The organism is Streptomyces sp. NPDC059917 (assembly GCF_042730635.1).
Taxonomy (GTDB): Bacteria; Actinomycetota; Actinomycetes; order Streptomycetales; family Streptomycetaceae; genus Streptomyces.
This window is the reverse complement of record NZ_JBHWLC010000040.1, coordinates 1-23,741: the sequence shown is the minus strand read 5'-3', so window position 1 is coordinate 23,741 and position 23,741 is coordinate 1. Positions and strand designations below refer to the sequence as shown.

The 23,741-nt window shown below is 73.3% G+C and carries 27 protein-coding genes; 20 read left to right on the top strand and 7 right to left on the bottom strand.

Going from position 1 to position 23,741, the window contains the following annotated elements:
* Nucleotides 1-145: 145 nt before the first annotated feature.
* The 8 genes from ACFWAR_RS22855 to ACFWAR_RS22820 all read left to right on the top strand — a co-directional run bounded on the left by ACFWAR_RS22855 (nt 146) and on the right by ACFWAR_RS22820 (nt 7,556).
* Nucleotides 146-340 (top strand): hypothetical protein, encoded by a 195-nt coding sequence (locus ACFWAR_RS22855; RefSeq protein WP_283459796.1) that lies wholly within the window; start codon nt 146-148, stop codon nt 338-340.
* 22 nt (nt 341-362) lie between these two features.
* Nucleotides 363-1,280: an N-acetyl-1-D-myo-inositol-2-amino-2-deoxy-alpha-D-glucopyranoside deacetylase gene (gene mshB / locus ACFWAR_RS22850; RefSeq protein WP_385780020.1), complete on the top strand. Its 918-nt coding sequence runs from the start codon at nt 363-365 to the stop codon at nt 1,278-1,280.
* Nucleotides 1,277-1,660, top strand: coding sequence for a DUF6113 family protein (locus ACFWAR_RS22845; protein WP_385780017.1), 384 nt, complete (start codon nt 1,277-1,279; stop codon nt 1,658-1,660). Before mshB ends, ACFWAR_RS22845 begins: the two co-directional genes overlap by 4 nt.
* A 344-nt stretch (nt 1,661-2,004) precedes the next feature.
* Nucleotides 2,005-3,894 carry a peptidoglycan binding domain-containing protein gene (locus tag ACFWAR_RS22840; RefSeq protein ID WP_385780014.1) on the top strand — a complete coding sequence of 630 codons (1,890 nt, stop codon included), beginning with the start codon at nt 2,005-2,007 and terminating at the stop codon, nt 3,892-3,894.
* A 182-nt stretch (nt 3,895-4,076) separates the two neighbouring features.
* Complete coding sequence (locus ACFWAR_RS22835) at nt 4,077-5,006, top strand: ABC transporter ATP-binding protein (RefSeq protein ID WP_354379613.1); 930 nt, start codon at nt 4,077-4,079, stop codon at nt 5,004-5,006.
* Nucleotides 5,003-5,743: an ABC transporter permease gene (locus tag ACFWAR_RS22830; RefSeq protein WP_354379612.1), complete on the top strand. Its 741-nt coding sequence runs from the start codon at nt 5,003-5,005 to the stop codon at nt 5,741-5,743. The genes ACFWAR_RS22835 and ACFWAR_RS22830 overlap by 4 nt, the downstream gene beginning before the upstream one ends.
* A gap of 2 nt (nt 5,744-5,745) precedes the next feature.
* A complete protein-coding gene (locus tag ACFWAR_RS22825) occupies nt 5,746-6,942 on the top strand; it encodes a sensor histidine kinase (RefSeq protein ID WP_385780140.1) in 1,197 nt (398 codons plus the stop codon).
* Entirely contained in the window at nt 6,939-7,556 is a 618-nt protein-coding gene (locus tag ACFWAR_RS22820) for a response regulator transcription factor (protein WP_385780010.1), read from the top strand. Before ACFWAR_RS22825 ends, ACFWAR_RS22820 begins: the two co-directional genes overlap by 4 nt.
* Nucleotides 7,557-7,626: 70 nt before the next feature.
* Here the strand turns inward: ACFWAR_RS22820 and ACFWAR_RS22815 are convergent, their stop codons facing one another.
* Complete coding sequence (locus tag ACFWAR_RS22815; RefSeq protein ID WP_385780137.1) at nt 7,627-8,412, bottom strand: transglutaminase-like domain-containing protein; 786 nt, start codon at nt 8,410-8,412, stop codon at nt 7,627-7,629.
* The gene (locus ACFWAR_RS22810) at nt 8,412-9,392 is read right to left on the bottom strand and encodes a GNAT family N-acetyltransferase (RefSeq protein ID WP_385780008.1); all 981 of its coding nucleotides are present in this window, start codon (nt 9,390-9,392) and stop codon (nt 8,412-8,414) included. Before ACFWAR_RS22810 ends, ACFWAR_RS22815 begins: the two co-directional genes overlap by 1 nt.
* Nucleotides 9,393-9,509: 117 nt before the next feature.
* Between ACFWAR_RS22810 and fdxA the strand changes: the two genes are divergently transcribed.
* The gene (gene fdxA, locus ACFWAR_RS22805) at nt 9,510-9,836 is read left to right on the top strand and encodes a ferredoxin (RefSeq protein WP_283459813.1); all 327 of its coding nucleotides are present in this window, start codon (nt 9,510-9,512) and stop codon (nt 9,834-9,836) included.
* A 140-nt stretch (nt 9,837-9,976) separates the two neighbouring features.
* Nucleotides 9,977-11,071 (top strand): succinyldiaminopimelate transaminase, encoded by a 1,095-nt coding sequence (dapC, locus tag ACFWAR_RS22800; RefSeq protein ID WP_385780005.1) that lies wholly within the window; start codon nt 9,977-9,979, stop codon nt 11,069-11,071.
* A 97-nt stretch (nt 11,072-11,168) separates the two neighbouring features.
* Here dapC and ACFWAR_RS22795 read toward each other — a convergent pair whose 3' ends face one another.
* Both ACFWAR_RS22795 and ACFWAR_RS22790 read right to left on the bottom strand, forming a co-directional pair.
* A complete protein-coding gene (locus ACFWAR_RS22795; protein ID WP_385780003.1) occupies nt 11,169-11,588 on the bottom strand; it encodes an ATP-binding protein in 420 nt (139 codons plus the stop codon).
* 275 nt (nt 11,589-11,863) lie between these two features.
* On the bottom strand, nt 11,864-12,856 hold the full coding sequence (locus tag ACFWAR_RS22790) for a hypothetical protein (RefSeq protein WP_385780134.1): 993 nt from the start codon (nt 12,854-12,856) through the stop codon (nt 11,864-11,866).
* A gap of 78 nt (nt 12,857-12,934) precedes the next feature.
* Between ACFWAR_RS22790 and dapE the strand changes: the two genes are divergently transcribed.
* Complete coding sequence (dapE, locus tag ACFWAR_RS22785) at nt 12,935-14,014, top strand: succinyl-diaminopimelate desuccinylase (protein ID WP_385780000.1); 1,080 nt, start codon at nt 12,935-12,937, stop codon at nt 14,012-14,014.
* 65 nt (nt 14,015-14,079) lie between these two features.
* Nucleotides 14,080-14,835 carry a TIGR00730 family Rossman fold protein gene (locus ACFWAR_RS22780; protein WP_385779997.1) on the top strand — a complete coding sequence of 252 codons (756 nt, stop codon included), beginning with the start codon at nt 14,080-14,082 and terminating at the stop codon, nt 14,833-14,835.
* Between the two features lie 24 nt (nt 14,836-14,859).
* Here the strand turns inward: ACFWAR_RS22780 and folP are convergent, their stop codons facing one another.
* The gene (gene folP, locus ACFWAR_RS22775) at nt 14,860-15,720 is read right to left on the bottom strand and encodes a dihydropteroate synthase (RefSeq protein ID WP_385779995.1); all 861 of its coding nucleotides are present in this window, start codon (nt 15,718-15,720) and stop codon (nt 14,860-14,862) included.
* Between the two features lie 119 nt (nt 15,721-15,839).
* On the opposite strand from folP, the gene ACFWAR_RS22770 reads away from it, so the two are divergent.
* Nucleotides 15,840-16,178: a DivIVA domain-containing protein gene (locus ACFWAR_RS22770; protein WP_385779992.1), complete on the top strand. Its 339-nt coding sequence runs from the start codon at nt 15,840-15,842 to the stop codon at nt 16,176-16,178.
* Nucleotides 16,175-16,762, top strand: coding sequence for a DNA-3-methyladenine glycosylase I (locus ACFWAR_RS22765; protein WP_385779989.1), 588 nt, complete (start codon nt 16,175-16,177; stop codon nt 16,760-16,762). The genes ACFWAR_RS22770 and ACFWAR_RS22765 overlap by 4 nt, the downstream gene beginning before the upstream one ends.
* Nucleotides 16,763-17,007: 245 nt before the next feature.
* Here ACFWAR_RS22765 and ACFWAR_RS22760 read toward each other — a convergent pair whose 3' ends face one another.
* Entirely contained in the window at nt 17,008-17,811 is an 804-nt protein-coding gene (locus tag ACFWAR_RS22760) for an enoyl-CoA hydratase/isomerase family protein (protein ID WP_385779987.1), read from the bottom strand.
* Nucleotides 17,812-18,117: 306 nt separating this feature from the next.
* Here ACFWAR_RS22760 and ACFWAR_RS22755 point away from each other — a divergent pair, with 306 nt between their 5' ends.
* A complete protein-coding gene (locus tag ACFWAR_RS22755) occupies nt 18,118-18,285 on the top strand; it encodes a DUF3117 domain-containing protein (protein WP_069086806.1) in 168 nt (55 codons plus the stop codon).
* 150 nt (nt 18,286-18,435) lie between these two features.
* Here ACFWAR_RS22755 and ACFWAR_RS22750 read toward each other — a convergent pair whose 3' ends face one another.
* Nucleotides 18,436-19,098: a class I SAM-dependent methyltransferase gene (locus tag ACFWAR_RS22750; RefSeq protein WP_354379600.1), complete on the bottom strand. Its 663-nt coding sequence runs from the start codon at nt 19,096-19,098 to the stop codon at nt 18,436-18,438.
* A gap of 167 nt (nt 19,099-19,265) precedes the next feature.
* On the opposite strand from ACFWAR_RS22750, the gene sigE reads away from it, so the two are divergent.
* The 5 genes from sigE (at nt 19,266) to ACFWAR_RS22725 (ending at nt 23,708) form a co-directional block, all read left to right on the top strand.
* Complete coding sequence (sigE, locus tag ACFWAR_RS22745) at nt 19,266-20,045, top strand: RNA polymerase sigma factor SigE (protein ID WP_385779983.1); 780 nt, start codon at nt 19,266-19,268, stop codon at nt 20,043-20,045.
* Nucleotides 20,042-20,740 (top strand): zf-HC2 domain-containing protein, encoded by a 699-nt coding sequence (locus tag ACFWAR_RS22740; RefSeq protein ID WP_385779981.1) that lies wholly within the window; start codon nt 20,042-20,044, stop codon nt 20,738-20,740. Before sigE ends, ACFWAR_RS22740 begins: the two co-directional genes overlap by 4 nt.
* Before the next feature lie 119 nt (nt 20,741-20,859).
* Nucleotides 20,860-22,227 (top strand): S1C family serine protease, encoded by a 1,368-nt coding sequence (locus ACFWAR_RS22735; protein ID WP_385779978.1) that lies wholly within the window; start codon nt 20,860-20,862, stop codon nt 22,225-22,227.
* 93 nt (nt 22,228-22,320) lie between these two features.
* Nucleotides 22,321-22,779 (top strand): sec-independent translocase, encoded by a 459-nt coding sequence (locus ACFWAR_RS22730; RefSeq protein ID WP_385779975.1) that lies wholly within the window; start codon nt 22,321-22,323, stop codon nt 22,777-22,779.
* A gap of 149 nt (nt 22,780-22,928) precedes the next feature.
* On the top strand, nt 22,929-23,708 hold the full coding sequence (locus ACFWAR_RS22725; RefSeq protein WP_385779973.1) for a hypothetical protein: 780 nt from the start codon (nt 22,929-22,931) through the stop codon (nt 23,706-23,708).
* The last annotated feature ends 33 nt before the right edge of the window (nt 23,709-23,741 follow it).

The following is a 23,741-nucleotide window of genomic DNA, read 5'->3' as shown; positions in this document are numbered from 1 at the left end:
CGTATGCGCGGTGTGCGCCCCTCGTGCTGCCGGTTCTCGATCGATGCGCTGGTACGGATAGTTATGATCCGTAGCGCACGGTGGGTATGTGTCCGCCGAGCACGCGAATCGATTCGATGTCCGCTCGACGTGGAGGTGAACCGCCGTGGCACTCTCGATCTCGGCCGTGGTGCTACTGGGGATCGTCGTCTTCCTGCTGGTCCGGAAGTCCGGACTGAAGGCGGGGCACGCGGTCGTGTGCGTGTTGCTGGGCTTCTACCTGTCCAGTTCCTCGATCGCTCCCACCCTCAGCCAGCTGACCACGAACGTGGCGGGCATGATCGGTGGCCTCAAGTTGTAGGGCCGCCTCGTAGGCTGACCCCATGAACGGTCTTCCCGCCCGTCGTCTCCTCCTCGTGCACGCGCACCCGGACGACGAGTCGATCAACAACGGCGTCACCATGGCCAAGTACGCGGCCGAGGGCGCCCACGTCGCGCTGGTGACCTGCACGCTGGGCGAGGAGGGCGAGGTCATCCCGCCCGGCCTCGCCCACCTGGCCGCCGACCGGGAGGACGTCCTCGGGGCGCACCGGATCGACGAGCTGGCCGCCGCCATGCGCGAGCTGGGCGTCACCGACCACGGATTCCTGGGCGGCCCCGGCCGCTTCCGGGACTCCGGGATGATGGGCGCCGAGCAGAACGAGCGCCCCGGCGCCTTCTGGTCCGCCGACGTGGACGAGGCCGCCGGGTACCTGGTCGAGGTGATCCGCCGCGTCCGGCCCCAGGTGCTCGTCACCTACGACCCCGACGGCGGCTACGGCCACCCCGACCACATCCAGGCCCACCGGGTCGCCACCCGCGCCGTCGAACTCGCCGCGGACCCGGCGTACGGGGACCACCTCGGCGCGCCCCACGCGATCGCGAAGGTCTACTGGAACCGCGTGCCGCGCTCGGTCGTCGAGGAGGGCTTCGCGCGGCTGCGCGCCGCGGACCGGGCGCCCTTCCCCGGCATCGCCGTGCCCGACGACGTCCCCGGCGTGGTCGCCGACGAGCGCGTCACCGCCGAGATCGGCGCCGCGGACGGCGAGCCGTACGCGGCGGCCAAGGCGGCCGCGATGCGCGCCCACGCCACCCAGGTCGCCGTCGACGGGGGCGTCTTCGCGCTCTCCAACGACCTGGCGCAGCCGCTGTTCGTGCGGGAGTACTACGAGTTGGTGGCCGGCCGCTCCGGCGCCCCGGCGGGGGAGCGCGAGAGCGACCTCTTCGCGGGCGTCACCGACCTGGCGGGGGCGGGCGCGTGACCACCACCTGGACCCCGGCCCGGGTCGTCGCGCTGTTCGTCCTGCTGGTGTTCGGCGCGCTGGCCGGCGCGGCGGGCTGGCTCGTCGTCGACCTCTGGTTCCCCGGCGGCCTCGTACTGGCCCTGCTGGCCCTGCTCGGGCTCTTCCTGGCGGGCCGTCTGGTCATCGGCAACGGGATCGGCGTGGGCGTGCCCGTCATCGGCTGGTTCCTGGCCTACGTGTTGCTGGGCGCCCCGCGGCCCGAAGGGGACTTCCTGCTCAGTTCGACCGGAATCGGGATGTATGCCTACCTCCTCGGCGGCATCGTGATCGCTGTGATGTGTGCCACCCTGCGCGGCCCGGTCGAGCAACCGGTTTCGGCCGGGAGGCCCGGCAGGTGACGTGGTGTTGGGTGCTACACCGCGACGTGCGCCCGGGGTTGTGAAAGCGCCCGGCACGCCCCCTTTGCCCCATGCGCCGGTCCCCCCGGGGAATGCCGTTGCCCCCGGTGGTCAGTTGCGCGCGGGCGGCGGCCAGTATGGTGGACGGGCCGCCGAGCTGCCCGCGCACGGCACGCGGGCGGCGGAGCCAACCGGGAGATCCTGCCTTGACTCGTGAAACCGACCGTTCGTCCTCCGGGCCCCAGGGCCTCGGTGGAGCCGCCTACCCGTCGGGTACACCGCCGTATGGAACCGGCCAGTACCCGTCCACGGACGCCGCGGGTAACGCCCCGGAGGAGAAGCCTGTGACCTCGAAGCCGTCCACGCCTGCCGCGGACTCCGACGGACCCAAGACCGAGACGACGCTGACGACCCGGATCCGGATCAACATCCCGGGTTCGCGGCCGATCCCGCCCGTGGTCGTCCGCAAGCCGGTCGGCGCCGCCACCGGCGAGCCGGAGCAGCGCCCGACGGGCCCCGCCGCGCCCGCGGGTCCGTCCGCCGGTCCGGCCGGAGCTTCCGGTGCGCCCTCCGGCCGCGCGGCCGGGGCGCCCGCGCCGTCCCCGCAGGGGCCGCCGCCGGTCCCCGCCGCGCCCGAGTCCGGCGCGGAACCGGCGAGCAACTGGTTCGCCCCGCGCAAGTCCGGTCCGGGCGACGCCCCGGAGCCCGGTCAGGGTCCGGCCGCCGGTCAGGGTCCCGGCTCCGCCCAGGGTCCCGGCCAGGGCCGCCCCGGGCTGCCCGCACGGCCCGGCCCGGTGGCCCGTACGAGCGGCCCCGGCGCCGGCTTCCCGCCGGGCGCGCCCGGCGCCCAGTACCCCGCGGGCCCGCCCGCCCCGCCGGTCGACGGCTTCGACGGCGGCTACCGGGGCGGCGCCCCCGCCCCGGCCCCGGCGCCCGGCTACGGCACGGGTCCCGCCGCGGCCCCGGCCGGCCCGACCAGCGGTCCCGTCCACGGCACCGTGCCCGTCGGCGGCCCGCCGCGGCTCGACGACGACACGGCCAACTTCGCCGCCCCGCGCTGGCCCGGCCCCGAGCTGAACGGCACCGGTGGCGCGGCCACCAGCGCCTTCCCGGTGGCCGACCCGCCGCCCCCGGCCGGTTTCAACCCGCCGCCCCCGGCCGGTTTCACGCCGCCGCCCCCGGCGCCCGCCGCCGCGGAGCCCCAGGGCAAGAAGGGCAAGAAGGGCAAGCAGCCCAAGGCCGCGGCCCGGCCCGCCGGGTCGGCCCCGGCGGCTTCCGCCAAGAAGGCCAAGAAGGGCCGCTCCAAGGTGGTCCTGCTCGGCGGCGCCCTCTTCGGCGTGGTCGGCATCGCCTACGGCGCCGGTCTGCTGCTCAACCACTCCGACGTGCCCAAGGGCACCACCGTCTTCGGCGTGGACATCACCGGGACCCGCGACGAGGCGGTGGCCAAGCTGCAGAGCACCTTCGGCCCCCGCACCAACGCCCCGGTCAAGCTCACCGTCGGCGGCAAGCAGGTCGAGCTGAAGCCCGACAAGGCCGGGCTGACCCTCGACGCCCAGACCACCGTGCGCAACGCGGCCGGCAGCGACTACAACCCCGTCACCGTCATCGGCTCGCTGCTGGGCCAGAAGCGGGTGGCCGAGCCGGTCATGCCGGTCGACGAGGAGAAGCTCCAGGTCGCCCTGGAGGAGCTGGCCGGCACCGCGGGGTCCGCCTCCGAGGGCACGATCAAGTTCGAGCCGAACAAGGTCGTGGCGGTCCCGGGCAAGGAGGGCACCTCCCTGGACGTGGACGCCTCGATCACCAAGGTGGTGGCGGCGTACCGCACCCAGGTCGGCACCGGCAAGGCCGCCCCGGTCGAGCTGCCCACCGCCAAGCGGGCGCCCGTCGTCAACCAGGCGGAGCTGGACCGGGCGATGAAGGAGTTCGCCGAACCCGCGATGTCGGGGAACGTCACCGTCAAGGCCGGCGGCAAGTCCGTCCCCTACGGCCCGGCCCGCTCGCTGCCCAAGATCCTGAGCATGACGGTGATCGACGGCAAGCTGGTCGACAAGTACGACCTCGAAGCGATCAAGGAGCTGACCGGGACCCAGTTCGACGGGGTCCTGATCGCCCGCGGCAACGGCGAGAAGACCGCCGTCACCCCGCAGGACATCGTCGGCGCCCTGCGCAAGGGGCTGCGCGGCAAGACCACCGCCGAGCGGACCGTCACGATCGACACCAACCCCAGCTGATCCCCGCCCCGCGGCGGGAACAGCGGGTCGCAGGCCCTGCCCGGAGCTCCGGGCAGGGCCTGCGCCGTTCCCGAACCGCGCCCCTGACCTGCACTGTCATGCCTTGTGCATGACATTTGTCAGTCCGGACGCACGACGGCGGACACTGCCGCCGCCACCCCCGCCCGGGGGAGTCTTTCCCCATGACGACGACCACTGCGAAGACCACCGGGACCACCGTGGTGAGCTTCGAGAACGTGACCAAGAGCTACGGCGCGGTCCGCGCGGTCGACGGCCTCTCGCTGGAGCTGCACCCGGGCGAGACCGTCGCGCTGCTGGGCCCGAACGGGGCGGGCAAGTCCTCCACCCTCGACCTCCTGCTGGGCCTGCGCCCGGCGGACACCGGCTCGGTCACGGTCTTCGGCGGCACCCCCGGGCAGGCCATCGCGGCCGGCCGGGTGGGCGCGATGCTCCAGAGCGGCGGCCTGATGGAGGAGGTCACCGTCCGCGAGCTGGTCACCCTCGGCTGCGCGCTGCACCCCCGGGCCTACCCGGTCGAGGAGGTGCTGACCCGGGCCGGCATCACCGCGATCGCCGACCGCAAGGTCAACAAGCTCTCCGGCGGCCAGGAGCAGCGGGTCCGCTTCGCCCTCGCCACGGCCGGTGCCAACGACCTGATCGTCCTCGACGAGCCGACGACCGGCATGGACGTCACCGCCCGCCAGTCCTTCTGGGCCACCATGCGCGAACAGGCCGACCAGGGACGTACGGTCCTCTTCGCCACGCACTACCTGGAAGAGGCCGACGCGATCGCCGACCGCGTCATCGTCCTGCACCGCGGCCGGATCCTCGCCGACGGCTCCGCCGCCGAGATCAAGGCCAAGGCGGGCGCGCGCAAGGTCTCCTTCGACCTCACCGAGCCCTTCGAGGAGGAGCGGCTGCGCGAGCTGCCGTTCCTGACCCGGCTCGACGTCCACGGCTCGACCGTCAAGCTCCAGTCGCGCGACGCCGACGCCACCGTGCACGCCGTCTACGGCCTGGGCCTCTACCCGCGCAACCTCGAGGTCGCCGGGCTGGGCCTGGAGCAGGCATTCATCGCCCTCACCGAGGCCGAGGAGGCCGCCGCATCATGAAGACCCTCGTCAAGCTCGAGATCACCCGGGCCCTGCGCAACAAGAAGTACCTGTTCTTCACCGTGATCTACCCCGCGGCGCTCTTCCTGATGATCGGCGGGACCCAGAGCGGCACCACCAAGGTCTACGGCACCGACCTGACGATGCCCGCCTTCTACATGGTGGCGATGGCCTCCTTCGGCGCCCTGACCGCCGTCCTGGTGGGCCAGAGCGAGATGATCGCCAAGGAGCGCGAGAAGGGCTGGGTCCGCCAGCTGCGGCTGACCGCCCTCCCCGGGCACGGCTACGTCCTGGGCAAGATCTCCAGTGCCGCGATCCTCTCGCTGCCCGCGATCGTGGTGGTCTTCCTGGTCGCCGCGATCCTCAAGGGCGTACGGTTCGACGCCTGGCAGTGGGTCGCGCTCACCGCGGCCATCTGGGCCGGCAGCCTCGTCTTCGCCGCGCTCGGCGTGGCCATCGGCTACCTGGTCAGCGGGGACAGCGCCCGCCCCATCGTGATGATCATCTACTTCGGCCTGTCCATCCTCGGCGGCCTGTGGATGCCCACCTCGGTCTACCCGCAGTGGCTCCAGAACATCACCCAGTGGCTCCCCACCCGCGCCTACGCCGGACTCGGCCAGGCCATCGAACTGGGCGGCGCGCCGCACCTCAAGGACGTGGCGATCCTCGCCGTGTACTTCGTACTCTTCGCGGGCGGTGCCGCCTGGCTCTACCGCAAGGACACACTGAAGGCGTGAGCATGACCCGCACGAAGAAGGGGCCGGCCGTCGCTCCGCTGGAGAGCGACGGTCTCGACCGCATCGGACAGCCGCCCGAGAACCGCCGCCAGACGGTCGTGAAGTCCCTCTGGGTCGGCATCTGGCTCTTCTACCTCAGCGCCCCGGTGACCGACCTGGTCAGCGGCGGCCACGGCTGGTACGCGGTGCTGCTCGGCTCCCTGGGCCTGGCCGCCTTCGTCGGCTGGTACCTGACCCTGGTCTTCCGCACGGTCCGGCAGTTCGCCCAGCGCCGGGTGCTGATCTCGCTCGCGGTCATGTCCGCGCAGGCGGTCGTCCTGTCCCTGTGCCTGGGCCGGGAGTGGCTGGTCCTCTTCGTGTACGTCTCGGTCTCCTCCGGTGCCGCGTTGCCCGGCCGGCTCTCGCGCTGGGCCGTGCCCGCCGCGACCGTGCTCCTGACGCTGACCTCGCTGGCCGTGCCCGCGGGCCGGGACTTCCTGGCGGGGCTGCTCGTACCCGCCTTCCTGGGCGGCTTCGCGATGGTAGGCATCCGGCAGATGATCGCCACCACCGTCGAACTGCGCCAGGCGCGGGCCACGGTGGCGCAGCTCGCGGCCAACGAGGAACGCCTGCGGATGGCGCGCGACCTGCACGACCTGCTCGGGCACTCGCTCTCCCTGATCACGCTCAAGAGCGAACTGGCCGGGCGGATGCTCCCGGAGCACCCCGACCGGGCCGCACAGCAGATCGCCGACATCGAGCAGGTCAGCCGGCAGGCGCTGACCGACGTGCGGGAAGCGGTCAGCGGCTACCGGCGGCCCACCCTGCCCGGCGAACTCGCCGGGGCCCGCACCGCGCTGACGGCGGCCGGCGTGGCCGCCGACCTGCCGGCCGCCGAACCGGAGGTGGAACTGCCCGAGGAGACCGAGTCCGCGCTGGCCTACGCGCTGCGCGAAGCGGTCACCAACGTGGTCCGGCACAGCGGGGCCGCGCGGTGCACCATCCGGCTGGTCGTGCGCCAGACGCTGGCCGGGCCCGTGATGGAGCTGACGGTCACCGACGACGGCAAGGGCGACCCCGGCTCGCCCGGCAACGGCCTGACCGGCCTGACGGAACGGCTGGTGGCGGTGGGCGGCACGCTGACCGCGGGGCCGGTCTCCCCGGCCGCGCACCGCGGCTTCCGGTTGACCGCGCAGGTCCCTCTAGGATCGCCGTCATGACCCCAGCGCCGATCCGGATCCTGCTCGCCGAAGACCAGTCGATGGTGCGCGAGGCGCTCGCGGCGCTGCTCGGGCTGGAGCCGGACATCGAGGTCGTCGCCCAAGTCGCCCGCGGGGACCAGGTGCTGGCCGCGGCGCAGGCGCACGACGTGAACGTGGCCCTGCTGGACATCGAGATGCCGGGGCTGACCGGCATCGAGGCGGCGGCGCTGCTGCGGGACGGGGTGCCGGGGCTCAAGATCGTGATCCTGACGACCTTCGGGCGGCCGGGGTACCTGCGCGGGGCGATGGAGGCGGGGGCCTCGGCGTTCCTGGTCAAGGACGCGCCCGCCGCGCAACTGGCCGAAGCGGTACGGAAGGTGCTCGCGGGGGACCGGGTCATCGACCCCACGCTCGCGGCGGCGGCCCTGGCGGAGGGGGCGAACCCGCTGACGGACCGCGAGCGGGAGGTCCTGCGGGCGGCGGAGGACGGGGCGACGAACGCCGAACTGGCGGCCCGGTTGCACCTGTCCCAGGGCACGGTGCGCAACTACCTCTCGACCGCGATCCAGAAACTGGCGGCCCGCAACCGCCAGGAAGCGGTGAGCATCGCCCGCACGAAGGGCTGGCTGTAACCCTCACGCGCCTCAATCGCCGGCGGGGCTGGATGAGCCGCTCCTGGTCGGCCGACTCCGGCCCGGAGGGTCAGTTCAGGCGGGCGCGGGCGGCTACGGCTTCGGCTCGGATGCGGGACGCGGCTTCCTTGTCTATCGCGTCCACGACCACCGCGTACCCCTCCAACTCCACCGCACCCTCCGTGTAGGAGCCCCGCTCGACCAGCAGCCGCGCCCGCTCGTACCGCAGCGCCGCCGGATGCGAGGGCAGCAGGAGCGCCAGGTCCAGGGCCCACAGGGCGACCCCCGAGTGCTCGGGCCGGGTCGAGGCCCAGGCCCGGATGTTGTTCAGGATCCGCAGGACGATGTCCAGCGTCCGGGCCGCCAGCCGAGGCCCCTCCGCCAGCTCCGCCGGCCCGGCCCCCAAGGAGGCCCCGCTCGCGAAGGGGTCCGCCACGACCCCCTCCTCGGGATCCCCGAAGCCGACCACGAAGTGCCCCGGCAGGGCCAGCCCGTACACCGGCGCCCCGGCCCGCCGGGCCACCTCCAGCCACACCACCGACAAGAGGATCGGCAGCCCGCGCCGCCGCCGCAGCACCTCGTGCAGCAGCGAGGACGACAGCCGGTCGTAGTCGGCCGGGGTCCCGTGGAACGCCATCCGCCCGCCCAGCAGCTCCGTCACCGCCGAAGCCCAGGCCCGCGCCCCGCGCAGCCCGTAGGGCAGCAGCCCGGCCAGCCGGTCCAGCTCGATCTGCGCCTCGTCGACGGCCCGTTGGTCCAGCGCGGGATCCGCCTCGGCGGCCAGGTAGAGGCACAGCAGCGCGAGGTCGGGCCGCTCCGCCCGGGCCTCCGCCGCGAACTCCTCGCGGAACCCCATCACCGCGCCAGGAAGTGGTGGTAGGTGTGGTGCACCGCGAAACCGAGACGGTCGTACAGCGCGAGCGCCCCGGCGTTGTCGTCCTCCACCTGGAGCCACGACGCCGACGCGCCCTCGTCCAGCGCGCGCCGGGCGAGCGCCGTCATCACCGCCGTGGCCAACCCCTCCCGCCGGTGCGCGGGATCGACCTCCACCGCCGCGAAGGAGGCCCAGCGGCCGTCCACCACGCACCGCCCGATCGCCCGCCCCGCGACCTTCGCGAACCACACCGAGGGGCCCGCCGACAGCACCTGCCGCGCGACCGGGGCGAGGGCGCCCGTACGCCCGTAGCGGCCCAGCCACTCCTCGTCGCACGCGCGGGTCAACTCCACGCCGGAGACGTCCGCGTCCAGGTCGCCGATCGGCGCGAGCGCGGCGATCCGTACCTGCGCCGAGACCTCGCGGACCCAGCCGAGGCGTTCCAGCTCGGCGCAGAGCAGCTCCTGGGTGCCGAGGGCGCCCGTCGCGGCCTGGACGTAGGCGGGAAGTCCGCGCCGCGCGTACCAGGCCGTCACTCGCGCGAGTGCATCCTCGACCGGCATTCCCGGGTCGCCCAGCGGGAGCGCCGAGTTGGCCCGCCGGGTGAACCCGGCCGCCGCCCGCAGCGTCCACCCGCCCAGCTCCTCGCTCTCCAGCGGCTGCCAGGCCCGCGCGGCGGAGCGGGACAGCTCCTCGAAAGTGGCCGAAGGGCCCTTGCGGCGGGCCGGGGCGGGAGGCACGACCTTGCCCGCCACCAGCGAAGATTCCGCGATGCGGACGCTCTTGCCGTTCTTTTGTGTGATCAGCAGCACACCGCCGGTCCACGATGTGAGCACACCCAGGGTGTCCGTGAACGTGACAGACCGGCCCGATGCGGTCTCCACCCGTCGTACAGAGACCCGTTTGCCCACGTCAGCCTGGGTGATACGGATTTCCATCAGTGCGCCGGCAGTGATTTCCACAGCTGTCTCCGCCCCTCCTGTTCGGATCGTGCCCGGGAACGGAGATACTAGATGCGGGCATCGACGACGCCGCGCTCCCGCGCGATATGGAAAGCCCTACCGAGGAGGAACGAGAGCGTGACCTACGTCATCGCGGAGCCTTGTGTCGACGTCAAGGACAAGGCATGCATCGAAGAGTGCCCCGTCGACTGCATCTACGAGGGCCAGCGGTCCTTGTACATCCACCCGGACGAATGCGTCGACTGCGGCGCGTGTGAGCCGGTCTGCCCGGTCGAGGCCATCTTCTACGAGGACGACACTCCGGAAGAGTGGAAGGACTACTACAAGGCGAACGTCGAGTTCTTCGACGAGCTCGGCTCGCCCGGTGGTGCCTCCAAGCTCGGCCTGATCGAGCGCGACCACTCCTTCATCGCCGCGCTGCCGCCCATGAACGGCGAGCACTGACCGTCTTAGGCGGGCGCGTCCCTCGGTCCCGTACGGCGAACGCGCCGCACGGGACCGAGGTGTTTTCCGAATCCGGTACGCGGGGCACGCCCGTGCACGCACCGGTACGCAGAGCACGCAGAGAGAGAGCAGAGACCACCGTGGCCGCAGTATCCGCTCGCCTTCCCGCTTTCCCCTGGGACAAGCTGGAGCCGTACAAGGCAACCGCCTCCGCGCACGCGGACGGCATCGTCGACCTGTCCGTCGGTACCCCCGTGGACCCGGTGCCGGACCTGGTCCAGCGCGCCCTGGTGGCGGCCGCCGACTCCCCGGGCTACCCGACCGTGTGGGGCACCGCCGCGTACCGCGACGCGATCACGGACTGGGTGCGCGGTCGCCTCGGCGCGAGCAACGCCGGGCACCGCAACGTGCTGCCGGTGGTCGGCTCCAAGGAACTGGTGGCCTGGCTGCCGACCCAGCTGGGCCTGGGCGCGGGCGACAAGGTCGCCTACCCGCGCCTGGCGTACCCGACGTACGAGGTCGGCGCGCTGCTGTGCGGTGCCGAGGCGGTGGTCTACGACGACCCGACCGAGCTCGACCCGACCGGGCTGAAGCTGCTGTGGCTGAACTCGCCGTCCAACCCGACCGGGAAGGTCCTCGCCAAGGAGGAGCTGATCCGGATCGTGGCCTGGGCCCGCGAGCACGGGATCCTGGTCTTCAGCGACGAGTGCTACCTGGAGCTGGGCTGGGACGCCGAGCCCGTCTCCGTCCTGGACGACGAGGTCAGCGGCGGCTCCTACGACGGCCTGGTGGCCGTCCACTCCCTCTCCAAGCGCTCGAACCTGGCCGGCTACCGGGCGGCCTTCATCGCCGGTGACGCGGCCGTCCTCGCCGAGCTGCTGGAGATCCGCAAGCACGGCGGCATGATGACGCCCACCCCGGTGCAGGCCGCGGCCGCGGTCGCGCTGGGCGACGACGCGCACGTGCGGGAGCAGCGCGAGCGCTACGCGGCCCGCCGCGAGGCGCTGCGCGCGGCCCTGGAGGCGCACGGCTTCCGGATCGAGCACAGCGAGGCCAGCCTCTACCTGTGGGCGACGCGCGACGAGCCCTGCTGGGAGACGGTCGCCTACCTCGCCGGACTCGGCGTGCTGGTCTGCCCCGGCGACTTCTACGGCGAGGCGGGCGCGAACTTCGTGCGCGTCGCGTTCACGGCGACGGACGAGCGGGTGGCCGCGGCGGTCAAGCGCCTCGGCTGAGGCCGCTGCCGGCGGCCACCGCGGTCGGTACGGCCCGAAGGGGCCGGGAGTTCGTGCTCCCGGCCCCTTCGGCGTTCCCGCGTCCCGCGTACGGGCGTCAGCCGCCCAGCGGCAGACCGCCCAGCGGCAGCGAGCCCAGCGGCAGCGACTGGACGGGGGCGAGGGCGGCCGCCCCGGGCAGCCCGTCGGTCGGCAGGGCGGGTGCGGGCGCCGGCAGCGGCGCGGCGGGCGCGTCGGCGGCGGGTGCGGGCGCGGGTGCGGCGGCCGGGGCGGCGTCGGTGGGCAGGCCGCCCATCAGCTTCCCGGTGAGCGCGTCCGTCGGCAGGCCGCTCTTGCCGGCGACGCCGTCCGCGGCGTGCCCGAGGCCCGCCGAGTCCAGGGCGGTCAGCGAACCCAGCTGGGGTGCGGACTCCAGGCCCACGGCGCTCGCCGAGCCGGCCGCGCCGACCACGGGCGCCGCTCCGGCTGCGAGCAGCAGTGCGGCACGGGCGATCCGGCGGGTCAGGGGGAGGGACATGGTGCTCCTAAGCGTCGTCGTGCGGGCTGAGTACGCCGTGCACAACTCCCTCGGGGGCGCCCTGAGTTGCGGAGCCGATGGGTAAAGGCTTGGCAACGCGTCGTTTTATCGGCTTCGGTGACAAGCGCATCAGATGCGCGATGAGCTGGCCTTCTGCCCCCGTCGCGCACCGGCGTGCGCCGCTGCGGACCGGCCCCGTGCGGGTGACGTCCCGCACGGCTGACCGGGTGCGCCGATCGGCCGCCGACGGCCCGGCCGGTGGCCGGTCCGCACCGTCAGCGGTTCAGCGGGGCGACGAAGATCCGCACGTCGTCCGGGCCCGCGTTGCGGGGGTCCCCGTCACCGGACTTGCCCGGCGCCTTGTCGATCCACCGCCCCTTGTTCTTGCCCGCGATCCACGCCTTGCTGCCGTACGAGACCCGCTGGACGCCGAGTTCGGCGGCGTGCGCCACCGTCCAGTTCGCCAGCTCCCAGCCGCGCCGCTGGTCGGCCGGACCCTGGTAGTCCTTCCCCGAGACGGACAGGGTCACCTCGGAGTCGTCGGCGGGCGCCTGCTGCGCGGCGACCCGGGAGGCGGGCGGCCCCGCCTTCGGCGCCAGCGCGCTCCCGAACACCTTCACCAGCTCCGCCTTGACCCGCGTCGCGTCGCCCGTGTCCTGCGGCAGCGGCCCCGAGCAGCTCAGGGCCCCCGGGGCCCGACCCGTGAAGGCCGCCGCGAGCAGGGCGGCGTCCGGCTCGTGCTTCGCGTACGCGTCCGGGAAGCCGCTGCGCTGCACCTTCTGCGCGGCCACCGTCAGCGGGAGGTCCGCGTAGTCGGGCACGTCCTCCTTGAGGCGGTCGTAGAAGATCCCGGCCGAATAGACCGGGTCCATGATCTGCGCCGGGGTGCCCCAGCCCTGCGAGGGCCGCTGCTGGAAGAGGCCCAGCGAATCCCGGTCCCCGTGGTCGAGGTTGCGCAGCGCGGACTCCTGCATGGCCGTGGCCATCGCGATCGTCACCGCGCGCTCCGGCATCTTCCTGGCCGTGCCGACCGCCGCGATCGTCGCCGCGTACCGGGCCTGTTCGAGGTTCATGGAGTACGAACCGCCCGCATCCCCGCCGGCCACCACGGTGCAGTGCGGGGCGCCGTCGCCGCCCGTCGATTCGTTCTGGACGAGGTAGTAACCGGCGAGCCCGAGCAGCACGAGCAGCGCCGCGGCCAGCCTGTACGGGCGGCGGCGACGGCGCGGTCGGGGAGCCATCTGGTGAGTCTCGGACACGCCGCCCACCGTACTTGAGCCGTTCGACCCGTCCATCGGCCGGACGGTCCGGCCTTCCGGTCGAGGTGGGGCATTAGGGTCGGAGCCATGTCCGAATCCGAGCTGGACCTCACCCTGGACGCTGCCGAGCTGACCGCCCGGCTCGTCGACATCCCTTCCGTGAGCGGCGACGAGAAGGTCCTCGCGGACCTCGTGGAGCTGGCCCTGCGACGCCTGCCGCACCTCACCGTCGACCGCTTCGGCAACAACGTCGTGGCCCGCACCGACCTCGGTCGCGCGGAGCGCGTCGTCCTCGCCGGCCACCTCGACACCGTGCCGATCGCCGACAACGTCCCCTCCCGGCTGGACGAGAACGGCGTCCTGTGGGGCTGCGGCACCACCGACATGAAGTCCGGGGTCGCCGTCCAACTGCGGATCGCGGCCACCGTGCCCGAGCCGAACCGGGACCTCACCTTCGTCTTCTACGACCAGGAGGAGGTCGCCGCCCACCGCAACGGCCTGGGCAAGGTCGCCGAGGCCCACCCGGACTGGCTCGCCGGCGACTTCGCGGTGCTCCTGGAGCCCTCCAACGCCGAGGTCGAGGGCGGCTGCCAGGGCACCCTGCGGGTGATCCTGCACACGGCCGGCGAGCGCGCCCACTCCGCGCGCAGCTGGATGGGGTCCAACGCGATCCACGCGGCCGGGCCGATCCTCGCGAAGCTGGCGGCCTACGAGCCGCGCCGCCCGGTCATCGACGGGCTGGAGTACCACGAGGGCCTCAACGCCGTGCGCATCGAAGGCGGCGTCGCCAACAACGTGATCCCCGACGCCTGCGCGGTGACGGTCAACTTCCGCTACGCGCCCGACCGCAGCGAGGCCGAGGCGCTCGCGCACGTCCGCGAGGTCTTCGCCGACTGCGCGATCACGGAGTTCGTGGTGGACGACAGCTCCGGCGGGGCGCTGCCCGGCCTGTCGCATCCGGCGGCGGCCGCGTTCATGGCGGCGGTCGGCGGCCGGGCCATGCCGAAGTTCGGTTGGACGGACGTGTCGCGCTTCAGCGCGCTGGGCGTCCCGGCCGTCAACTACGGCCCGGGAGACGCGCTGCTGGCCCACAAGGTCGACGAACGGGTCGAGACGAAGGCGATCCTGCACTGCGAGGAGCGACTCCGCGCCTGGCTGACCTCCTGAATTCCGCTTCTCGTCACCTTTGTGCGCCTACCCTGATCCGAACGATCAGCAGGAGGGAGCACATCATGGGCAACCCTGAGGGCGGCCGGGGCAAGCCGGCGGAGCAACAGCTGGGTCCCGTACTGCGACGGCGCGACCAGGTCCAGGCGGGGAGTACGACCGACCAGCGGCTGCTGGACTCCGCGGGACCCTCCGAGTGGGTGCACACCGACCCCTGGCGGGTCCTGCGCATCCAGTCGGAGTTCATCGAGGGCTTCGGCACCCTGGCGGAGCTGCCGCCGGCGATCAGCGTGTTCGGCTCGGCCCGCACGCCGGCGGACTCGCCGGACTACGAGGCGGGCGTGGCCATCGGCCGGGCCCTCGTCGACGCGGGCTTCGCCGTCATCACCGGCGGCGGCCCGGGCGCGATGGAAGCCGCGAACAAGGGCGCCCGCGAGGGCAACGGGATCTCGGTCGGGCTCGGCATCGAGCTGCCCTTCGAGCAGGGGCTCAACCAGCACGTCGACCTCGGCCTGAACTTCCGGTACTTCTTCGTTCGCAAGACGATGTTCGTCAAGTACAGCCAGGGCTTCGTGGTCCTGCCGGGCGGCCTGGGCACGCTCGACGAGCTGTTCGAGGCGCTGACGCTGGTCCAGACGCAGAAGATCACCCGCTTCCCGATCGTGCTGTTCGGCACGGCCTACTGGAGCGGGCTGGTCGACTGGCTGAAGAACACGGTGGTCGCGCAGGGCAAGGCCTCGGAGAAGGACCTGTACCTCTTCCACGTCACGGACGACGTGGACGAGGCGATCGCCCTGGTGACGAAGGAAGTCGGGAAGTAACCCCGGGCCCGTGGGGCCTGGCCGTCAGGCCAGGCCCCGGCGGGCTACCGCGGGCGGGCGGTGGCCCTGGATCGACGCCACCATCTCCAGGACCTGCCGGGTCTCCGCGACCTCGTGGACCCGGTAGACCTGCGCGCCCAGCCAGGCCGAGACGGCCGTCGTGGCGAGGGTGCCCAGCAGCCGCTCCTTGACCGGCCGGTCCAGGGTCTCGCCCACGAAGTCCTTGTTGGACAGGGACACCAGCACCGGCCAGCCGGTCCGCGCCATCTCCCCGAGCCGGCGCGTGGCCTCCAGCGAGTGGCGGGTGTTCTTGCCGAAGTCGTGTCCCGGGTCGATCATGATCGACTCGCGCGGCACGCCCAGCGCGACGGCCCGCTCCGCGAGCCCGACCGTCACGCGCAGGATGTCCGCCATCACGTCCTCGTAGGAGGTCCGGTGCGGCCGGGTCCGCGGCTCCACGCCGCCCGCGTGCGTGCAGACCAGCCCCGCGCCGTGGCGGGCGGCGACCTCCGCGAGCTTCGGGTCCACCCCGCCCCACGCGTCGTTCAGCAGGTCCGCACCGGCCTCGCAGACGGCCTCGCCGACCTCGTGCCGCCAGGTGTCCACGCTGATCACCACGTCCGGGTGGCGGCGCCTGACCTCGGCCACGAAGCCCACCGTGCGGCGGACCTCCTCGGCCGCGTCCACGTGCTCGCCGGGCCCCGCCTTGACCCCGCCGATGTCGATGATCGCCGCACCCTCGGCCACGGCCCGCTCGACGCGGTCGAGCGCGGGCCGGTCCTGGAACGTGGCGCCCTGGTCGTAGAACGAGTCCGGGGTCCGGTTCACGATCGCCATGATCACGGGCTCGTGGGTGTCGAACTCGCGCCTGCCCAGTCGCAGCATCCCGTGTTTCCTCCTCCGGCGGCCCTCGCCGCCCCGCCAGCGACCTTAACCGCCGCGCGCGCATGGACGCGGCCGTCGCATGGCACGATCGACTCCGTGGCCGCAGTCTCTCAGGGGAGTTGCTCGTGTTCTGGTTCTTGCTGATCGCGCTGGTCGTGGTCGTCGCCGGGGTCACCCTCGCGGTGATCGGCGGCGGCAGCGAAGCGGTGCTGCCCGAGGTGGATCCGGAGATCGTCGCCGACGGCCTGCCGGAGACCCGACCGGTGGTGCGGGAGGACATCGACGCGCTGCGGCTGCCGGTGGCGCCGCGCGGGTACCGGATGGCCGAGGTGGACGACGTACTGACGCGCCTGGGCGCGGAGCTGGCCGAGCGGGACGCGCGGATCGCGGAGCTGGAGGCGGCGCGGGTGGCCCCGGCGGCCGCGGCCGGGCCCGACCTGACCAAGGGCGACCGGTGACCCCGGCGCCGGGCGCCGCCGTGGCGGGGCCGGACGGGGGGCTGCGCTGCCCGTGGGCGCTGTCGACCGAGGACTACGTCGCCTACCACGACACGGAGTGGGGGCGGCCGGTCCACGGGGACGACGCGCTGTACGAGCGGCTCTGCCTGGAGGCCTTCCAGTCCGGGCTGTCCTGGCTGACGATCCTGCGGCGCCGGGAGGGGTTCCGGAAGGCCTTCGCGGACTTCGAGATCGCCAAGGTCGCGGAGTTCGGGGAGGCGGACGCGGAGCGGCTGCTGGCCGATCCCGGGATCATCCGGAACCGGGCGAAGATCGCGGCGACCCTGGCCAATGCGAAGGTCCTGGCCGGGTGGGGTGCGGGGGAGCTGGACGAGCTGATCTGGTCCCACGCCCCGGAGCACCCCGCGGCGGCCCCCCGGAGCACCACCCAGGTCCCGGCGGTGACCCCGGAGTCCACGGCCCTGGCCAAGGCCCTGAAGAAGGCGGGCATCCGCTTCGTCGGCCCGACCACGGCCTACGCCCTGATGCAAGCCTGCGGCCTGGTCAACGACCACCTGGCCACCTGCGTCTCCCGCGACCAGTAGCGCCCCCGGCGGGCCCTCGAACGCCGGGCGGGCTGGATGTGGCCCGGATCCGGCCCCGCCCGGGGGCCGAATGAGGGCCCGATGCCGGCCTGATTCAGCCTCGCCGGCGTTTGAGGCGCCCCCGGAGGGCGGACAAGCGGGCCGTGCCGTGCGGTGTTGCCCCCCGGCGGGCCCTCGAACGCCGGGCGGGCTGGATGTGGCCAGGATCCAGCCCCGCCCGTTTGAGGCGCCCCCGGAGGGTGGCGTCAGCGGCCCTGGTATTCCGGGGCCTGCTTCGCGAGGAAGGCGGCTACGGCGATGCCGTGGTCGGCGGAGGCCCCGGCCCGGGTCTGGAGCTCGTCCTCCTTCTCCAGGGCCTCGGCCAGCCCGTGCGCGGCCCCGTACGCCAGGGACTCCTTCAGCGCCGCGTAGGCCACCGTCGGCCCCGAAGCCAGCGCCCGCGCCACCGCGGCCGCCTCCGCGGCCAGCGACTGCGCGGGCACGATCCGGTTCGCGATGCCGAGCTCGTACGCCTCCTGGGCCGGCACCGAACGGGGGAACAGCAGCAGGTCGGCGGCGCGCGACTGGCCGATCAGCCGCGGCAGGGTCCAGGAGACCCCGGAGTCGGCGGTCAGCGCGACCCCGGCGAAGGAGGTGTTGAAGGAGGCGGTGTCGGCCACCACCCGGAAGTCCGCGGCCAGCGCGAAGCCGAAGCCCGCCCCGGCGGCCACCCCGTTCACCCCGGCCACCACGGGCTTCGCCATGGTGGTGAGCGCCCGCACGATCGGGTTGTAGTGCTCCGAGACGGTGCTCATCGTGAGCGTGGAGCCGTTCTCGCGGTCCGCCGCCAGGAAGCCGACGTGCTCCTTGAGGTCCTGACCGACGCAGAACGCCCGGCCGCCAGCCGCGGTCAGCAGGACGGCCCGCACCCCGGAGTCCTCCGCGGCGGCGAGGACGGAGTCCCGCAGCGCGACCTTGGCCTCGGTGTTCATCGCGTTCATCGCGTCGGGGCGGTTGATCGTGATCGTCGCGAGTCCGTCGCTCACTTCGTAGAGCACGCTGTCGGACATGGTGGGGATCCCCCTTCGTCGCGGGCAGAAGTCCCAGCATGGCGGACCGTACGGGCCACCGGGTATGTGATGTAGGTCAAACAAACCGGGGGCTCCGCGGGCCGGGCGGGGGCGAAGTATCGCAGGCGGATCGCCGAAATGAGTGGTTTTGGTCGAGCGCGTTGCACAAGCGTTCCCGGCTGATGTTGGTCATCGGGTCCTGACATGCGGGATAATGGCGGGAAGCAATGTGTTCGATGCCGGGTATTAGGCGCCTGAATGGGGCCGTCGGCTGACGATGAGCTGGATTCAGGAAGGGGAACGAGCATGGCGGCCATGAAGCCGCGGACGGGCGACGGCCCGCTCGAGGTCACCAAGGAGGGGCGGGGCATTGTCATGCGCGTTCCGCTTGAAGGCGGCGGTCGGCTTGTCGTCGAGCTGACCCCGGACGAGGCCGGCGCCCTCGGTGACGCCCTGAAGAAGGTCGTCGGCTGACGCGTCCGCGTTATCTGAGATATCAGGGTTCCGTTTCCTGATCTTCACCGCTGCCCCGCCCGTGGTCACCACGGGCGGGGCAGCGGCATGTCCGGACCCGCCCGCGATCGGGCGTGCGGGGCCGCCCGGACCCCCTCGATCGGGGTCCGCTCAGCGGCGCACGGCGCACAGCAGGCCGTCGCCCACCGGCAGCAGCGCGGATTCCAGCGCGGGGCTCTCGCGGACCGTGCGCAGCAGCTCGCGCACCCGCAGCACCTCCACCGGCTGGGCCGAGGAGTCGACCGTACGGCCGTCCGAGAAGACTCCCTCGAAGCACACCAGCCCACCCGGTCGCAGAAGGCGCAACGATTCAGCGAGGTAGTCGAGGGATTCGGCCGGGTCGCCGTCGCAGAAGACCAGGTCGTAGCCGCCGTCGGCGAGCCGCGGCAGGACGTCCAGGGCCCGGCCGGGGATGAAGCGCGCGCGGTTGCCCGCGAAGCCCGCGGCGCGGAAGGCCTGGCGGGCGAAGGCCTGCCGGTCCGGCTCGGGGTCCACGGTCGTCAGCACCCCGTCGGGGCGCAGTCCGTGGAGCAGGTGGATGCCGGAGACACCGGTGCCGGTGCCGATCTCCGCGACCGCCTTGGCGTCCGCGGTGGCGGCCAACAGGCGCAGCGCGGCCCCGGTGCCGGGGGAGACCGAGCGCAGGCCCGCTTCCCTCGCCCGGTCGCGGGCCCACCGCAGAGCGTCGTCCTCGGCGACAAACGCGTCGGCGAACGCCCAGCTCGTCTGCCGGTTGCCGCTAATGACCCTCTCCTGTCCCCATAGTTGGCGCAACGGTGACTGTATCCGCTGACGTCGGGAACCCGCAGATGGGACCGGGCGTTGTGAGGGGAAGAGGCGGGATAGAGGGGACGGCGCCGGGCAGATCGGCGGTCAAGGACCTCGGACCCGTGCAAAGTTACTGCAAAAATGCTTATCCAGAGCTGACGGGAGGGGTGGCTATGGTAGGGGCTCCACTGGACACCACCAGAGCCGACAGGGGAGGTGCGGCTGCGCCTGTGGATCGTGGCGGCGTCATCAGACGTCTCTTCTGGTCGGCGGGCGAGCCGAAATCCGTGATCAACACCGCTGACCGTATCCACACCGCTGCCACCGCAACCACCGCGACCTTTGCCGCCGATGCGGGCTCCCAGGCGTGGACCCCTCCCTCCTGGGAGGAGATTGTCAGCACGCACAGTGCGCGGGTCTACCGACTGGCGTACCGCCTGACGGGCAACCAGCACGACGCCGAGGACCTCACCCAGGAAGTCTTCGTCCGCGTCTTCCGTTCGCTGTCGACGTACACGCCCGGCACCTTCGAGGGCTGGCTGCACCGGATCACCACGAACCTCTTCCTGGACATGGTGCGCCGCAAGCAGCGGATCCGCTTCGACGCGCTCGCCGACGACGCCGCCGAGCGACTGCCGAGCCGCGAGCCCAACCCGCAGCAGGTGCTCCACGACACGCACTTCGACGCGGACGTCCAGCAGGCGCTGGACACCCTCGCGCCGGAGTTCCGCGCCGCCGTGGTGCTGTGCGACATCGAAGGCCTGTCCTACGAGGAGATCGCCGCGACCCTCGGCGTGAAGCTCGGCACCGTCCGCAGCCGGATCCACCGTGGCCGCTCGCACCTGCGCAAGGCGCTCAAGCACCGTTCCCCCGAGGCCCGTGCGGAGCAGCGTGCGCTGGCGGGTGTGGCCGTGGGCGCCCCGTTCGTGGGGGGAGAGGGCGGAGCGGAGTGAGCGGAGTCAGTCCGTCCGCAGCGGAACACCACCTGGGCGACCGGCTCGCCGCCCTGGTGGACGGGGAGCTGAGCCACGACGTGCGCGAGCGCGTCCTCGCCCATCTGGCGACCTGTGCCAAGTGCAAGGCCGAGGCCGACGCCCAGCGCCGGTTGAAGACCCTCTTCGTCGAGAGCGCGCCGCCGCCGCTCTCCGCCGGGCTGCTCGCCCGGCTCCAGGGCCTGCCGGGAGGTGGACCCGACGGTCCCGCCGCCCCGCCCGGTCCGCCCGCCCCGACCACCCGCGCCACCGATCCCTTCGCCACCTTCGGGTACGCCTTCCAGGCGCCCCGCCCGCAGGAGGGCTTCCGGATACACGAGGTGGGCCGCCCCCGCCGCCGGTTCGCCTTCGTCGCCGCGGGAGCCGTCTCGCTCGCCGCGCTCGCGCTCGGCGGCGCGCTGCCGCTGGACCAGTTCGAGCCCAACGCCCGTGGTGAGGGCGGCGCCAGCGTCACCCCGGCCACCCAGCCGGGTGCCACCGGTGGAGCCCTGTCCGTCGTCGACGCGGTCATCCGGGACCGCCCCCGGCCCCCGGCCGGGAGCGCGACCGTCACCCCCCGGCTGACGTCGGTGCTGGACCCCCCGGCGGCGCGTGCGACGCCGTTGCCGCCCGTGGCGCCGAGCCTGTCACCGCGCCCGGTGTCGCTCACCCGCTGAGGCACGACGGCGCGCGCGGGTGATACCCCCGCCCGCCTCTGCCGCCCCGCGGGGCGACCTGGTTGAATCCTCGCCAGGTGCGCCCGGCGGGGCGCGCGCGAGGCACGCGGGGAGCGCTCATGTCCGACACCCACCCTCCGACCGATCCGGCTCCAGCGCGGCCGGCCCCTCGGTGGTGGAGCCGCCCCGACGACGCCGGCGCGCGGGGTGACCGCGTACCGGCCCCCCGGACCGGCGGCGAGGAGCCGCGGGACACCGCGGCGGCGCCGCTCGCGGAGCCGGGGGACGCCCCCGAGGACGTACCCGCGGGCGCGCCCGCGCCCCGCTACGACCCCTGGAGCACCGCCCCGTTCCAACTGCCGGACGCGGGCCACGAGGGGCCGGGGATCCGGATGCGGCACCTGGTGGCCCTGGCCGTGTGCAGCGCCCTGCTCGCCGGAGGCGTCGGTGCCTGGCTCGGCGTCCTGGCCGAACGGCAGAGCAGCACCCGCCTGGAGCTGCCCCAGGCCGGGGTGGAGCCCAAGGGCCGGGCCCCCGAGAGCGTGGCCGGCATCGCCGCGACCGCCCTGCCCGGCGTGGTCACCCTGCACGTCGCGGGCGGCGCGGGCAACGGGACCGGCACCGGCTTCGTGCTGGACGGGCAGGGCCACATCCTCACCAACAACCACGTCGTCGCGGACGCCCAGCGGATAACGGTCACCTTCAGCACCGGCGAGAGCACGGGCGCCGAGGTGGTCGGCCGGGACGGCGGCTACGACCTCGCCGTGGTCAAGGTCGACGGGGTCCGCGGCCTGCGCCCCCTGGCCCTCGGCAATTCGGAGAACGTCAAGGTCGGCGACCCGGTGGTGGCCATCGGCGCGCCCTTCGACCTGTCCAACACGGTCACCGCGGGCATCATCAGCGCCACCGGGCGGCCCATCACCGCGGGCGGGGACAAGGGGGACGGCAGCGACGTCAGCTACGTCGACGCCCTGCAGACCGACGCCCCCATCAACCCCGGCAACTCCGGCGGCCCGCTGCTCGACTCCCTGGGCCGGGTCATCGGCATCAACAGCGCGATCCGCGGCGCGGACCAGGACGCGAGCGACAAGGACCCGGCGCGCCAGAGCGGCAGCATCGGTCTCGGCTTCGCCATCCCGGTCAACCAGGCGAAGCGGGTGGCCGAGGAGATCATCCGCACCGGCCGGGCGACCCACCCGGTCATCGGCGTCACCCTCGACATGAAGTACACCGGCGACGGGGCCCGGGTCGGGGACCGGGCCGCCGACGGCAAGCCGGCCGTCCCGGCGGGCAGTCCCGCCGCCCGCGCCGGCATCGTGTCCGGCGACGTGATCATCAAGGTGGACGGCCAGCGCGTGCACGGCGGGGACGAGCTGATCATCAAGGTGCGGGCCCACCGCCCGGGTGATCCGCTCCGCCTCACCGTGCTGCGCGGTGGCAAGGAGCGCACGCTGGAACTCGTACTGGGTTCGGCGAACAGTGGATGACCGGCAGGGGAAACGGGGAGCGAGGTGTCGGCTCGTGGAGGCGGCCGGGTACCGTGGTCCAGGCCCGCAGGATGACAGCCGAGGAGCGGCAACGTGTTCAACGACATAGGCGCACTCGAACTGGTCACCATCGTGGTGCTGGCCATCCTCATCTTCGGTCCGGAGAAGCTCCCGAAGGTGATCCAGGACGTGTCCGGGGTCATCCGCAAGATCCGGGCGTTCTCGGACAGCGCCAAGCAGGACATCCGCTCCGAGCTGGGCCCGGAATTCAAGGACTTCGAGTTCGAGGACCTCAATCCGAAGACCTTCATCCGCAAGCAGCTCACCGAGAACGAGGACCTCAAGGAGATCCGGAGCAGCTTCGACCTGCGCAAGGAGCTGAACGACGTCACGGACGCCGTCAACAGCAAGGAAGCGGACCCCGTCCCCGGTGACGCCCCGGCCGCGCCGTCCACCGGCGCCGCGCCCGCGCCCGGCGGGCCCGACCTGGTGAAGCGGGTCGTGCCGCCCGCGCCGGAGCAGCGCGCCCCCTTCGACGCCGACGCCACCTGACCCGCCTGACACCTCGGCCTGCCGGGCGGCGCGGGGTCGGATGGCTATCCTCTCCATCTGTCCGGACGCCGACGCCCCAGGGAGGGGGTCCCCCCAGCGCAGCAGGGGGGAGGGTCGTTCCGGGTCCCACGGAACGAGAGGCCGCACCGATGGAGACGACGAGCAGTAGTCGGGTAGGGGCGCAGCCCGCCGAGGCGCACACCGCGCCCGCCCCGGAAGCCGCCGCCGAGGCGGCCGCACAAGCTCCCCAGGCCCCACAGGCTCCCCAGGCCGCACAAGCACCGCAGGCACCGCAGGCCGAGGCCGCCGCCGCACCCCCCACGCCCGTCCCGGGCGCCCGCCGGGCCGCCGAGGGCTACCTGCGGGCCTCCTTCCCCTGGTACGGGCTGGACGCGGCCTTCACCGGCCCCCGCTGGCTCATGCAGGTGGGCACCGCCGCCGACGGAACCGTCGAGCACGGTTCCACCGGCCACGGCGACGAGCCCTCGGTCCGCGGCGAGATCGTCACCGGCGAGAAGGAGCGCTTCGCGGTGGTCGTCACCGTCGCGAGCAACCCGCTGCGCCGCAGCGCCGACGGCACCGGCGTCCTGGAGGCCACCTCGGTCTCCTCCGCGGCCTGGCTGGCCGGCTCCGGGCTGCTGGCCTTCACCTGGCCCGGCCAGATGGACCACACCCTGCGCGGCGACTGGCTCGACCAGCAGACCGAGGCCGCCTGGGAGCTGGCCGACGACCTCGGCGGCGAGGACTGGTCCACGCTCTCCCTGCCGGTCGACGGGGAGCCGACGCCCTTCCACTACCGCGAGTCGGAGTTCGGCTGGGTGCTGGCCGGATCCACCCGCGACGGCGTCCACCTGGGCGCCTACGGCCGCGGGATGAGCGCCTACGGGCTCGGCTTCTCCGTCATCGGCGACCTGGGCACCTACGCCTAGTACGGGTACGCGAGAGGGGCGCCACCGCAGCGG